Below are 13,681 nucleotides of genomic sequence, written 5' to 3' on the forward strand. Positions count from 1 at the left end.
TTTTCAACTTTGGCATCGGGACGCATCATGGCCGCTGGCTTCTGAAAGAGATCGGGAGCACAGCATCAGGCATCAAATCGCGACTTTGAATGTGGGGTTCGTGGAGCGGTTACGGTTCAAGCCTTGCAGCGCACGCAGCCTGGCTTGCCATTGGGCATCGGCCATATCCGAACGCAAACTCATGACTATGTCCGTCACGGCACGCTCACGCTGTTCGCCGCCATGGATTATCTGCAAGGTCGGCTGATCAGTAGCATCGAGACACCGCACCGGCATCAGGAGTGGCTGGCCTTTCTGAAAAAGATCAATCGGGAAACCCCCAAAGGTCTGCAATTGCATTTGATCGTGGACAACTACGCCACTCACAAGCACCCCGTGGTCAAGGAGTGGCTCAAGCGGCATCCACGATTCCATATGCACTTCACTCCGACCTCAAGCTCCTGGATGAACAGGGTTGAACGCTTTTTCCGGGATATCACCGTTTACCTACGCGACAGCAGCTTCAGCTCCACACGTGAACTGGCCAGCTCCATTACCACGTTTTTAGCGCTGCACAATGCTCAACCCTGCCGGTATATCTGGAGCGCAAAAGGTGAAGACATCTTGCGCAAGATCAAGCGTGCCCGAGAGGCCATGACAGGCGAGAACGAAGAGAACGTTTTATCGGAGACAGAACACTAGCAGCAGTGCGCGTATCCTATCCATAAATCCTTCGTGCACCTCAAACCGCTCCCCTGTTGATCATCTTTGACGAGTGTAGTCCTGCTGTCGCACTCGTTTGAAATTATTAATCGGCCACTGTTTTTCTTATTCAGAAAATAGCTTTATCGGCGTGCAGCAGAATGCCAACCGCCGTCAGCAACCAAATGAAAAAATCGACCGACTGCTGATGCAGTGTCCGTTGCCAACTGTACTGTCTGGCACCGGACAAATTTTCGATGCGATCTATTGCTTCACAGCCTGCTGCATAACAGTCCGTATGGCCTCGACGGTTTTGTCTATTTCGGATTCGGTCAATGTCGGGTGCACAAGGAGCATAAGGCTAGTTTCACCTAACTCCTTGGCGACAGCCAGCCGTGTCGCAGGGCGCCAATCGGTGCCATCAAAGGCTTTCTCGAGGTACACCTCCGAGCAAGAACCCGAAAAACATGGAACACCCAATGCGGAAATTTCGGAAAGTATGCGGTCACGACTCCAATCAACCTTCAAATGCTCAGGCTCTACGAAGACGTAACATTTATACGCTGCGTGAATACAGGCTTCAGGAATCATCGGTACGCGCAAGCCTTTGAGTACACGAGCGTGCGACCAAATGCGTTCTGCGTAATTCAATCGGTTTTTATGCCAATCCGCCATACGGCGAAGCTGAATTCGACCAATAACACCTTGCACTTCCAACATCCGCCAGTTCGTGCCAAAGCTCTCGTGCAACCAACGGAAGCCCGGTTGATGCTCCCGCTCGTAGATGGCCTCCCAGCTTTTGCCATGATCCTTGAAAGACCACATTTTTAACCACAGGCTTCGATCATTGGTTGTCACCATGCCACCCTCACCTCCAGTGGTCATGATTTTGTCTTGGCAAAACGACCATGCACCTACATGGCCGATGGAGCCAACCGGGCGTCCCTTATACTTCGCGCCGTGCGCCTGTGCGCAATCCTCGATCACCTTCAGGTCATGAAGCGTTGCCAACTCCATGATCGGGTCCATGTCGCATGGCCAGCCGGCAAGATGGACACAGATGACCCCACGAGTGCGGGGGGTTACCACAGCCCGAATAGTTTCAGCAGTAATGTTCTGAGTATCCCGATCGACCTCGGCGAAGACCGGAATCGCACCCGCATTGACAACACTGGACACTGAAGCAAGGAACGTACGGGGGGTAACGATAACTTCGTCGCCGGGTCCGATGCCCAGAGCCTGCAAAGCAAGATCAAGCGCCACAGTGCCATTCGCAAGGGCAACGGAGTATTCGGTGCCGGCCCATGCAGCAAATTCCTTTTCAAATTCGCGGCATTCCTGACCAGTCCAATAATTGACCTTATTGGAAAGAATTACATCGCGAACGGCATCAGCTTCTTCTGCAGTGAACGAAGGCCACGGAGAAAATGGGGTATTCAACACGGTTTTTACCTGCCATCCATAATTATTTGATGATCGAACAGCCTGGAGTGGGGAGCGACAACATGCTCAAGCTCGGGCAACCGCGCGAGCGGGAACTCCGGTTGCGATCATATTATCAGAGATATCGCAGACCACTGCGGCGCCAGCACCGATCACCACGTTAGCACCGATGGCGATCACCTGTCTGACGCACGCCCCGATGCCAATCCAACTTCCGGCACCTACACTCACAGTGCCTGCCAACCGGGCACCGGGACTTATGTGTACGCAACTTTCCAGAACGCAGTCGTGGTCAACGCTGCATCCTGTGTTCAGGATCGCGCCTTCACCAACCATGGCATAGGCATTGACGACAGCATTAGCAAAAACCACCGTTCCCGGCCCGATGCTGGCGTAATGGCTTATCACTGCGGAGGGATGGATGAGAGTGGGCAGACGAGCGCCCGAAGCTTTCAGCTGGTCCAGCTTGTTTTGGCGGACACCGTTATTGCCAATGGCAACAAGAACTCCATCATACTCAGATACGCGACCAAGCAAGTCGTCCGTGGTGCCTATGACAGGCCAGCCGCCAATGGATGACACGTGGGGCCACGCGTCGTCAAAAAACTCGATGATTTCCCAATCACAACATTCGGCAGTGTCCGCTACGACCTTACCGTGGCCACTCGCCCCAAGAATTGCCAATCTTTTCATTTCTTCGAACCAGTGAACTTTGACATCGTCACTTCACCTTCAGCGCTGATTCCGTCCTTGATCAATACTTTCTTTATAGTAAGAAAAATAATCTTCAAATCCAGCCAAAAGGATTGATTATTGACATACCAAACATCAAGTTTGAACTTCTCTTCCCAAGACAGCGCATTTCGACCGTTTATTTGAGCCCATCCGGTAACTCCCGGACGAACTTCATGTCGACGTACCTGCTCCGCATCGTAAAGAGGTAAATACTCCATCAGCAACGGACGCGGTCCGACCAGACTCATATCACCCTTGATTACATTCCAGAGCTCAGGCAATTCGTCCAGGCTGCTTGAGCGCAGAAACCGGCCAAAATCCGTCATGCGCTCAGAGTCAGGCAAAGAATTCCCTTTGGCATCCACGGCGTCTCGCATGGTTCGAAACTTGACCATCTCGAACGCTTTGCCGTCGAGTCCAGGTCTTACCTGGCGGAACAGAACCGGCGACCCCAAACGCTTGCGGATCAGGTAGGCGACTACCGCTATCACGGGAGACAATAGGAACAATCCTATCGCGGCAGCGACAATATCGAATAGACGTTTAGACATTGGAGATCCTTGCAAAAAAATGTGTTTCCGTGGCGGTAGGATGCGCCGAAAATCACTTCGCCAACCGCTGGAAGTGCTCGCCGAAACGCTCTACACCGACGCGCAAAGACAGCTCCTTCTGATAAAACACCCGTCCATTCTCAGCCATTTGTTCACGCGCCGCGCCAGTCATGCGCATCAAAGAAAGGATTGCATCTGCCAACGCTTGCGGATTGTCGGACTCACTTACGACCCCGCAGCCCGCATTGCTTACCAATTCTGCGGCGTCACCATCTACTGACATCAAAATTGGTTTTCCGGCTGCCATATAGGCTTGGGTTTTCGAAGGAATAGTAATGGTAAACAACGGGTCCTTCTTCAGGTGTACAAGCAAAGCGTCGGCACTGGCCAAATAGGCTCCGACTTCAGTCATGGAAACACCCGGAAGGAAGTGAGCGTTGTTGATACCCTCGGCTTTTGCAAGTGCTTCCAGACGGGAGACCTCCACTCCTCCACCCAGAAAAATGAATGCAATTTCGCTTGCCTTTTCGCGAAGCAACTGAGCCGCTGCAATGACAGTGTCCAGCGACTGCGCTTTGCCCATATTCCCAGCGAACAGGATCTTGAATTTTGAAGAGTTCGGGAAATTCGGCGGTGGAAGAGTGGACGTCGCCTGAATTAAATCCTCCGCGCACCAGTTATAAATCACATCAATTTTTTGCGACGGCACACCGCGCTCGGTCAATAGGCGCTTGAAGCCTGGTGACAAGACTACGATTTGATCAACATTGCGGTAAACCCAGTCACATACTCGAGACACCACTTTTAGCAGCTTCTCGCTGGAAAACATCCCCGTCGCTTTGAGCGTGTCAGGCCACATATCCTGAATGTCATAAACCACCGGCACGCGTCGGAAGAAACGAACCAGAGCGGCGGCGATACCGACAGTTAGCGGAGGATGATAGGCGTAAATCACATCCGGTTTTTTCGCGCGGAATAGACAGTACAGCAACAAACTGGCCGCAAAACTGATGTAGTTGAGGACACGACCAACACCACTTTGCCCATGACTCGGGTACAGCGGAACGCGGGTTATCTGAACGCCATCGATAACCTCACGCTGGAATGGCTTGATTTTATAGCCGGCATATAGTTTCCCTCCTGGATAATTAGGAAAGCCGGTAACGACTTCGACCTCAAATCCCTGCGCGACCAACTCACGAGCAAAAACCAGTCCTTTGAAAGTAGGTTCAGGATCAAACCACTGCGTCATTAACAGAACCCGAGTAGCCATCCTTATTGGTACCTTCTCCAGACCGTACGCATCACATAGTCGCGATAGCTATGAATGATCCGGACCACTTTGTCCGAAACGTTCGGCATGCTGTAGTCCGAGACAAGTCTCAGACTACGCTCTTCACCCCGCCCCTGCGTTTCGAGCAATTTAAGCGCTTGAAGTACTCGTTCTTTCTCCAGGCCGACCATCATGACAGCAGCTTCCTCCATGCCTTCCGGGCGCTCGTGAGCCTCACGCAAGTTCAATGCAGGAAAGTTCAGGATCGATGATTCTTCATTAATGGTGCCGCTGTCGGACAGTGCGGCTTTGGATGAAAGCTGCAACTTATTGTAATCCATGAAACCTAGTGGTTTTAATAACCGAACATTGGGATGAAAAACGACCCCTAGGGCGTCCACTCTTTTTTGCGTTCGTGGATGTGTAGAAACGATTACAGGCAGATCGTAGTCCTGCGCGACCGTGTTTAACACCTCAACCAGTTTGAGGAAGTTTTGATCGGAGTCGATGTTTTCTTCTCGATGGGCACTGACGACAAAAAACTGTCCAGCCTGCAAACCGAGACGCTCAAGAACGTTCGATCCATCAATACCGTCGCGATAATGAGTTAACACTTCGAACATCGGACTTCCGGTTTTGATGATCATATCCGGCGACAGCCCTTCGCGAAGCAGGTAGTCACGAGCAATGGTACTGTAGGTCAGATTGATGTCCGCCGTGTGATCGACGATACGTCGGTTGATTTCTTCCGGCACCCGCATATCGAAACACCGGTTGCCCGCTTCCATATGGAACGTCGGAATTTTGCGGCGTTTGGCCGGGATCACCGCCATGCAGCTATTCGTATCGCCCAAAACCAGAAGAGCCTCAGGCGAGATTTCTCCAAGAACCCGGTCCACCGAGATGATGACGTTTCCGATAGTTTCCGCACCCGTTGAGCCTGCCGCATTAAGAAAATAATCGGGTTTACGGATGCCGAGATCCTGAAAAAAAATCTCGTTTAATTCGTAATCATAATTCTGCCCTGTGTGGACCAGAACATGGTCACAGTGCTCATCCAGAGCTGATATGACGCGTGACAAACGGATGATCTCAGGACGCGTGCCGACTACAGTAACTACTTTCAATTTTTTCATGACAATTCCTTACCTGATCGATTGGCTTCAAGAGCTCAATGGCAGCGCGTATGTATCCGGATGCTCGCGATCAAAAATCTCGTTGGCCCACAACATGACAATCAGCTCGTCGTCGCCGACATTGGTAATGTCATGCGTCCAGCCTGGGACGGTTTCGACAATGACCGGTTGCTCACCTGACGTGTTCAACTCATAAGACTCGTCGGACATAATGTGGCGGAAGCGAAAAAGCGCGCTCCCCTTGATGACGAGAAATTTTTCGGTCTTGGAGTGATGGTAATGGCCCCCCCGGGTTATCCCTGGGTGAGCAGTAAAATAGGAAAACTGGCCAGCGTCGGGCGTTTTCAACATTTCCACAAACACGCCACGTGGATCACCGTACTTGGGTACCTCGTAAGTAAAAGATTCAGGTGGCAAGTAACTTAGGTAGGTCGAGTACAAGGCTCGGGTCAGCCCTGTGCCTACAGCCTCACTGATCAGTGTCGAGCGACTTTCACGAAATGCAGTGATCTGATCAGCGACTTCACCTACAGTGGTGGAGTACACAGGATCGACCTTTGCATTGCGGTCAGGTCCAGCCTTACCGTCCATAATGTCAATGAAATGGCGTATTACATCATCGACATATACCAGCGTGAGCGCTGCGTTCCGATCATGAATGGATATGGGTAAATTACGAGCAATATTGTGGCAAAAAGTCGCCACGGCGGAATTGTAGTTTGGTTTTGCCCACTTACCAAAGACGTTGGGAAGGCGAAAAACATGGAGATCAACGGAGTGCCGTTCAGCCAACTCATTCAGGGCCTGCTCCGCCGCAAGCTTGCTCACACCATAGGGATTGTCGCGATCAGCCTGGGTTGAAGATGTGTAGACAACTGTAGGCCTGCGACCGCTGGCCGCGACAGCATCACAGAGCAACTGTGTAAGGTCGCTGTTGCCGCTTTTGAATTCTGCTGGATCCTGTGGACGGTTAACCCCGGCCAAGTGAAAGACGCAATCGGCCTGAGCAGCCAATCGCTCAAGCAACTCGCTACCGTCCCCCCTGCCGAAACGCAAAATCTCGACATCACTCCGCTCGCGCAAATGTGCCTCGAGATTTTTACCAATAAAACCGTTTATACCGGTAATCAGGACCTTCATAATCACTCCTCCGGCGTAGCATGTTCGCCACGCTGGATCGCCTGAATAAACTCAAGTTTGAGCAACAGCTTTTGCATACCCGCGACATCAAGCCGCTCAGTGTTATGCGAATTGTAATCTTCAGTACGAGAAATTTTCTCTTCGCCCTGTTCAACAAATTTGGTGTAGTTCAGATCACGAAGATCAGGCGGAATGCGGAAGTACTCGCCCATATCTTCGGCACAGGCCATTTCTTCGCGACTCAGCAAGGCCTCATAAAGTTTTTCACCGTGACGAGTGCCGATAATCTGGATCGGGTGTTCAGGCTGACGTAGCAACTGAGTCAATGCTTTAGCCAAGGTTTCGACAGTCGCCGCGGGCGCTTTTTGTACAAACAGGTCGCCATTGTTGCCATTCTCGAAGGCGTAGAGCACCAGATCAACGGCATCGGCCAGCGTCATCATGAAGCGAGTCATATTCGGGTCGGTGATCGACAGCGCAATGCCCGCACGGATCTGTTCGATGAACAGAGGAATCACCGAACCGCGAGACGCCATTACGTTTCCATAGCGGGTACCACAGATAACGGTTTTGGTTTCATCGACATTTCGAGACTTCGCAACCATGACCTTTTCCATCATGGCTTTTGAAATCCCCATCGCATTGATGGGATAGACCGCTTTGTCCGTACTCAAGCAAACAACACGGCTGACCCCGTTTTGAATGGCCGCTTCCAGGACGTTGTCGGTACCGATAACATTTGTCTTGACCGCCTCCATCGGGTGGAATTCGCATGATGGCACCTGCTTCAAAGCTGCGGCATGGAATATGTAATCAACACCTCGCGTCGCATTGAGAATGCTCTGATAGTCACGGACATCGCCTATATAGAATTTCAGTTTGCTATTTGCATAGCGCTTGCGCATGTCGTCTTGTTTTTTTTCGTCACGACTAAATATCCGGATTTCAGCAATGTCCGTATCAAGAAAGCGCTTGAGTACGGCGTTTCCAAATGAACCGGTGCCACCAGAGATGAGAAGTTTTTTTCCACTAAACATAATGAGTCCTGAATCCGATGCAGACGAGATCAGCTCGATTGCAAAGCTGAGTAGACGACATCAGCCTTCTGCTGATCGCTTGGGTAACTAATGAGGACAGCTCTGTAAGGGCCTTTGAAAACGAAGAAACTGCCAGCCGAAACTCCCACCACACCGCACTCGGCGACAACGTCGCGCATGTGTTCAAGAGAGCCCCCACCGCCGAGTACGGTAATGGGTATTGTCACTGCCTCGCGCAGCTTTGCCGCCAGAGAAACGTCATAACCCTTCATCCGACCGTCGTTATCGATGGAGTTGATAACAATTTCACCAGCACCCAACTCTTGCATTTCAATCGCAACCTCCAAAACGCTGCGCTTGGTATTGCGGGTACCGTTGTGGGTCCAAACATCCTGACTCTTACTCAGCATCCGGTGTTTATGGTCCAAAACGACGACGACGCTCTGCCGCCCTATTTCTTCAGCGATGCGGGTGATCAGCATAGGATCTGCCAAGGCAGCGGAGCTGATTGCGACCTTCTCGACCCCCAAGCTGATAATTTTCTTCGCCTGCTCCGCGGTACGTATACCGCCGCCGTAGCACAGAGGCATCCGGCATTCGGCGGCTAGATTGGCTATCTGTTTGTAATTAGGCTCAGCACCTTTCACGGAGGCGTCGATGTCCAATACGATCAGCTCATCGGCCTCTTTTTCGTTAAAGATCTTCACCGCGTTGATAGGATCCCCTACATACTTGGGATCTTTGAAGCGAACGGTTTTCACCAGCCCGCTATCCTGAATCAACAAACATGGAATGATTCTGGGCCTAAGCATCTTAAAATTCCGCGAAATTTTTCAAAAGAGCCGCCCCAAAGTGGTGACTCTTTTCGGGATGGAACTGGACACCGTAGACGTTACCCTCAGCGACAGCACAGACAAAATCTTGCCCATAGGACGCAGACGCAATACTTCCAGCCCCGTCTTCACAGTCGAAAAAGAAAGAATGCAAAAAGTAAAACCTCGCATCCTCTTCAAGACTTTTGAACAAGGGCACATCAGGTCGAGGCCGTATGTCGTTCCAACCCATATGCGGCAAAGGGATTCCCTTGAGCTCTGGAACGTCTGCGAATGCCCTCACTCGCCCTCTGACCCATCCAAGCCCAGGGAGGCGACCTTCATCGCTGGCAGAAGCCAATATCTGCATACCTACGCATATTCCTAATACCGGAATTTTTTGCTCCCGCACAAGCTTTTCAAGAGTCGGACGCATACCTGAAGCATCCAGACGCTCCATTGCATGATCGAACGCACCGACTCCTGGAAGGATCAGACGTGTGGCTACCTCAAGATCTCCAGGCTGCTTCGCAACCGTTACCGGAATGTTCAAGCGTTTGTAGACGTTGACAAACGCCTGAATGTTACCCAGTCCGTAATCGATGATAGTGATCATCTGAAAAGCCTTCTCTCCAACCCCAAGGCGCTCATTACACGCGAACCTACGCCGATGAGGAAGCGCTTGTTGCGGTAATCGTGGTAGGTCTTGTTTTCGCCTTCGAAAATTTGCTGCAGTTGATCCACAGTGAGATCGAGCTTGTTGGCCACGTACTCGAATTCGCCCTTGAGGAATTGTTCATCCAGCTCAGGCTTGGAGATACGTTCCAGAGCGGCTTCGCGTGTCATCTGCCCGGTCATGATCAGGCTCGAAAAGTGTGCACGGCGCTTCTCGTACCCAAATTTGCGCGGCATCCAATAGTCTTCGTAGAAGCGGGTGAAGCGGGACTCGTGGTGTTTGTGCTTGAAACGTTTCCAGCCGAACTTTTCCTCCAAGGTGTCCTCGGCGTCCTTCTTGATGTAAGGGACCAGGTTCAGCGGCTTGACCACTTCCATGCCAAGCAGGCGCTGATAGAGAACCTTGTAAATGAGAATATCCGTCAGTGGGAAGCTCTTGAGCTGACGAGTACCGAAGCGACGGTGGATATCCTTGAACAGAGTTTTGTCGATACCTGGGTAGCCCCCCCACTCTTCGGGTTCACGGCAGCATTCGGTCGAATAGTTCGCGCCTGTCAGTACATATTTGATCCGATGCTGACGGGCGAATTTGTACAGGCCAGAGAAGAATGCAGCATCCTGCGGAAGGTCCTGATCGGCGATCTGCGAGCGCAGGAAGGCCGTCTGCAGATCTTTCATTTCCTCCCAGTTGACCACCTCGGTGTAGAGATCAAGACCGAGACCGTCCACCAGTTTCTCGATGTTGCCCACTGCCTGGTCCGTGTTCCAACCCGCGTCAACGTGGAACAACAGAGGCCGCAAGCCCATCTTTTCCTTGGCGACATAAGCAGCGTAGGAACTGTCCAAACCGCCACTCAAGCCGATGATGCAATCGAAATCCTTGCCGTGCCCGTGAGCCTTGATTTTTTCGGCCAGCGCCATGAGTTCCTCTTCACCACGCTGGTCGGTATGCCAGTTTGGTTTAATGGTGGTGTTGAAGTTATTGCAGTAGTCACAGACCCCGTTGGTATCAAACGTGATACGAGGATCACGTGTATCCATAATGCATCGGGTACAAATTTGGTAGTGGGACATTGTAGATTCCGTGGTTAAACCAAAAGGCGCTTCGCCATTCGGCGATACTCTAAAAGGTCGTATGCGATCTCCAAAGAGCGTTGAGACATTCCGCTCAACACTGATGGGTCCTTCTCGATGGAGGCAAACGCATTTGACAGCTGTTCCTGATTGCTCACCTTCCAGCCATTGCCTTTGACGAAGGGCTCATGGCTCGGTACATCCGCAATCACGACGGGGCATCGTGCACAGATGCTCATCTGCATCGTGGCGGATTGACTTCCCGGCTGGACGTAGACATCCACAGCGCACAGCAACCGATAAAGCTCATCGGCGGTTTTCCACCCAAGGTATTGAATACGAGGATCCGCCGAAGAGAACTGGGCTACCTGCTGCTCAATTGACTCATGCACACGACCGACAATCAAAAAACGCAGCTTTTCGGAGTGTGTGGCGGTGAAAGCCGTCAAGCTCTCGATCAGCTTTTTCTTGCTGTCAAATTTCCCCGATTGTAAAAAGACCGTCTGATCTTCTTGCAAGTTGAGTGCTGCCCTACCCTCCGTGCGGTGCGATTGATAGGTGACGTCGTCGGCGATGTAGCCGCCCAAGGGAAAAAACTCCATGTCTTGCATGGGAATAGCATACTGGCGCTTGCAGAATTCGATGGTTTCCAGGGAAATGCATAACACCTTGTCAATCCAGGGCAATGCGCGTCGAATGATGGGACGGTAATAATAACGGTGCAACACCTGCGAGAGTTTTCCTACCGCACTGTTGTTGGCATCTTCATGACTGTCAACGTAAAGGCGCACATGGGGATTAGCCCGCTTGTATTGAGCAACCGTAAGTAGCTCCCATCCGCATAGACCATGAAACATGATCACATCAGGGGAGAAATCCTTCAAAATATTTGCAACCCCAGGATGCATCCTCAGTTTCTTTTTTAGAAAAAATGGCACAGGGCCCACGTATGGCAAACGGATCACCTTTGCGCCATCACTGCCCATGTACTCATCAGCAGCAACATAGCCAAGAGTTAAATTATCAACATAGCTTTCGGTCGAGGCGACCACCAAAACTTCATGCCCGTCCGCTACATGCTCGCGCACCAGTTCATTCTCTTGATAACGATAATTATCAATATAGAAACAGGACAAACATAAATGAATAATTTTCATAATAGATTCTGACTTTTCAAAAAAACTTCCGGGTCGTTGAACTGCCCGGCAACGGCTGTCAGCTTCTCATCGGAATACTCCCACCAACGGCTTTCAAGAAGCCCGGCGATCACCGCCTCGGAAAACCGGTAGCGAACCAGGCGTGCAGGGTTTCCGGCATAGATGGCATAAGGTGGAATATCCTTGGTCACGACACTACCCATGCCGACGACTGCACCGGTTCCGATGGTGACACCACCTTTGACGAAGACGCCTTCGCCAATCCAGACATCGTGTCCGATAACCGTCCGGGGCTCCCAACGGTAATCGTGGCGAGAAAACTTTGTTTTGATGCTTTCTTTGTGAGCCAAAAATACGGGGCTGGTCGATACATACTCGATAGGATGGCGCGCCCCGCCCACGACAACGCGCCCGGCGATCGAACAGAAGCGCCCTACCGAGGCTCGAATGAACGAACAGTCATACCCGCAGAATGAATGCTCGCCGAACTCGCTCGAGATCACCGTACAACCCGACTCGACTTTGGAGGTCACCGGTATAGATGAGTCGATGATCGCAGCGCCTCTGGCCTTTTTCACGATGCGCGAGTAAATATATCCGATCATTTGCCTGCCTCCCGGATCAAACGGAATCTGTATTTATCAACCCAAAGCAGGACAATCCACAATGCCCCGCCGAAAGACGCGAGAATTGTAAAGAAAGAACCGTTGGTAGTGATGAACGCCAACGGAAAAAGGACAGTCATCAGGAACAATGGACTCCACCCTCTGGAGACGTGATCAAGCAATAGCAGCCAACCGCTGTAGAGCAAGCAGATGATGAGCACACCGATACTGCCAAACGCAGCGACGCCATCCGTTGCCACAAAGCCGGCATTGGACTGGCTCTGGATGCCAAGCACCCGCTCCGCCAGAATCTTCCCGAGTGCAGGCCACTTCTCATCCCCGGCATAAGCACGGGGCACCTCGAAAAGATTGCCAATCACCGAGACGTGCGACCAGTGTGTATAACCTTGCACAGAAAAAAGATCGTAGTATTGACTTACGAAAAGACCGGGGATGGCAATCAGCCTCATGAAAAAGTAAACCCCAAACTGACTCACAAGCTGGGATTGTTCGAAAAGCATGGAAACCAGCGCCACGAACACAGCTCCGAGAAGGAATAGACCATACCCGTTACGAGCGCCGAAGCCGCCTATCTTGAAGGCCATGGCAACCACCAACAGGATGAATGGCAACAGTATGACTGTACGCTCGGCTGTAATCATGTAAATGAAGATAAATCCCGAAAAACCCAACAAAGCAAGGAAGAGGCGCTTGTACAGGACACCGGAGACAAAAAGTACTGGCGAGAAAAAATAAGCGAGATATACCTGGCAGTAACCGATAAAAAGAGAAGTCGCCGCCCCTTTCTCCCTCTGTAGATATATTTCATTCAGCCCTGAAAACGTGAGGATATCTCGATAGGTCAAGAAAAGGACGATGAAGCAAAACAGCGCGCCACACAGATTGAAACCAATCATGAAGCGCGACGGTACCTTTTCTTCCACCAAGGACCTCCCAGTCGATCGAACCAGAAGCGAGCAAATTAACAGCCCGAGACAAAAATTGAAGAACAACCAGAAATATGCATCCAGCGCGTCTACACGATTCAACATCGCAATAACCAGCCCTGGAATGTAAACAAAGAAGGCAAGCGCATTAATGAACAGCGTCGAAGGCCTATCGAAATAAAGGGGCATGACCGAAGCTGGAACAATGGCGAGTACCACCGTAACAAATAGAGTCAGCAGGTCATAATGAGGTTGATTGAAACCCCAGAAAGCATGTTCAACCGCGAGGTAGCGCTCGTGCCCTAATATGAGTGCAGCAACATAGAGCAGCACTGAAAATATTAGCAATATACGCGCACGCGGAACGGTAAATTTCCACGTTGTTGCGGCCAAGTTCGTTGCTATGTTATTCACG

General features: G+C 51.3%; 13 protein-coding genes and 1 pseudogene. 1 reads left to right on the top strand and 13 read right to left on the bottom strand.

What is annotated here, in order from left to right:
- Positions 1 to 114 precede the first annotated feature (114 nt).
- Positions 115 to 681: pseudogene (locus tag FFS64_RS27210) on the top strand (IS630 family transposase); the annotation flags it as partial.
- Between the two features lie 264 nt (positions 682 to 945).
- Here the strand turns inward: FFS64_RS27210 and FFS64_RS27215 are convergent.
- The 13 genes from FFS64_RS27215 to FFS64_RS27275 form a co-directional block, all read right to left on the bottom strand.
- Entirely contained in the window at positions 946 to 2,124 is a 1,179-nt protein-coding gene (locus tag FFS64_RS27215) for a DegT/DnrJ/EryC1/StrS aminotransferase family protein (protein ID WP_137807882.1), read from the bottom strand.
- A 66-nt stretch (positions 2,125 to 2,190) separates the two neighbouring features.
- Positions 2,191 to 2,817 (bottom strand): acetyltransferase, encoded by a 627-nt coding sequence (locus FFS64_RS27220; RefSeq protein ID WP_137807883.1) that lies wholly within the window; start codon positions 2,815 to 2,817, stop codon positions 2,191 to 2,193.
- Complete coding sequence (locus FFS64_RS27225) at positions 2,814 to 3,410, bottom strand: sugar transferase (RefSeq protein WP_137807884.1); 597 nt, start codon at positions 3,408 to 3,410, stop codon at positions 2,814 to 2,816. The genes FFS64_RS27220 and FFS64_RS27225 overlap by 4 nt, the downstream gene beginning before the upstream one ends.
- A 52-nt stretch (positions 3,411 to 3,462) precedes the next feature.
- Entirely contained in the window at positions 3,463 to 4,683 is a 1,221-nt protein-coding gene (locus FFS64_RS27230; protein WP_137807885.1) for a glycosyltransferase family 4 protein, read from the bottom strand.
- 2 nt (positions 4,684 to 4,685) lie between these two features.
- Positions 4,686 to 5,819: a non-hydrolyzing UDP-N-acetylglucosamine 2-epimerase gene (wecB, locus tag FFS64_RS27235; RefSeq protein WP_137807886.1), complete on the bottom strand. Its 1,134-nt coding sequence runs from the start codon at positions 5,817 to 5,819 to the stop codon at positions 4,686 to 4,688.
- Positions 5,820 to 5,846: 27 nt separating this feature from the next.
- Positions 5,847 to 6,959 (bottom strand): capsular polysaccharide biosynthesis protein CapF, encoded by a 1,113-nt coding sequence (locus FFS64_RS27240; protein WP_137807887.1) that lies wholly within the window; start codon positions 6,957 to 6,959, stop codon positions 5,847 to 5,849.
- A gap of 2 nt (positions 6,960 to 6,961) precedes the next feature.
- Positions 6,962 to 7,996, bottom strand: coding sequence for a polysaccharide biosynthesis protein (locus FFS64_RS27245; protein ID WP_137807888.1), 1,035 nt, complete (start codon positions 7,994 to 7,996; stop codon positions 6,962 to 6,964).
- Positions 7,997 to 8,025: 29 nt separating this feature from the next.
- The gene (locus FFS64_RS27250; protein WP_137807889.1) at positions 8,026 to 8,808 is read right to left on the bottom strand and encodes an AglZ/HisF2 family acetamidino modification protein; all 783 of its coding nucleotides are present in this window, start codon (positions 8,806 to 8,808) and stop codon (positions 8,026 to 8,028) included.
- A 1-nt stretch (position 8,809) separates the two neighbouring features.
- Positions 8,810 to 9,424 carry an imidazole glycerol phosphate synthase subunit HisH gene (hisH, locus tag FFS64_RS27255; protein ID WP_137807890.1) on the bottom strand — a complete coding sequence of 205 codons (615 nt, stop codon included), beginning with the start codon at positions 9,422 to 9,424 and terminating at the stop codon, positions 8,810 to 8,812.
- Positions 9,421 to 10,557: an N-acetyl sugar amidotransferase gene (locus tag FFS64_RS27260; RefSeq protein ID WP_137807891.1), complete on the bottom strand. Its 1,137-nt coding sequence runs from the start codon at positions 10,555 to 10,557 to the stop codon at positions 9,421 to 9,423. Before FFS64_RS27260 ends, hisH begins: the two co-directional genes overlap by 4 nt.
- Positions 10,558 to 10,571: 14 nt before the next feature.
- Positions 10,572 to 11,714 (bottom strand): glycosyltransferase family 4 protein, encoded by a 1,143-nt coding sequence (locus FFS64_RS27265; RefSeq protein ID WP_137807892.1) that lies wholly within the window; start codon positions 11,712 to 11,714, stop codon positions 10,572 to 10,574.
- Positions 11,711 to 12,319 carry a CatB-related O-acetyltransferase gene (locus FFS64_RS27270; protein ID WP_137807893.1) on the bottom strand — a complete coding sequence of 203 codons (609 nt, stop codon included), beginning with the start codon at positions 12,317 to 12,319 and terminating at the stop codon, positions 11,711 to 11,713. The genes FFS64_RS27265 and FFS64_RS27270 overlap by 4 nt, the downstream gene beginning before the upstream one ends.
- Positions 12,316 to 13,680 (bottom strand): hypothetical protein, encoded by a 1,365-nt coding sequence (locus FFS64_RS27275; protein WP_256660554.1) that lies wholly within the window; start codon positions 13,678 to 13,680, stop codon positions 12,316 to 12,318. The genes FFS64_RS27270 and FFS64_RS27275 overlap by 4 nt, the downstream gene beginning before the upstream one ends.
- Position 13,681 lies beyond the last annotated feature (1 nt).

Origin of the sequence: Pseudomonas sp. G(2018) (genome assembly GCF_005502415.1) — a bacterium.
In the GTDB taxonomy this organism is placed as follows: domain Bacteria; phylum Pseudomonadota; class Gammaproteobacteria; order Pseudomonadales; family Pseudomonadaceae; genus Aquipseudomonas.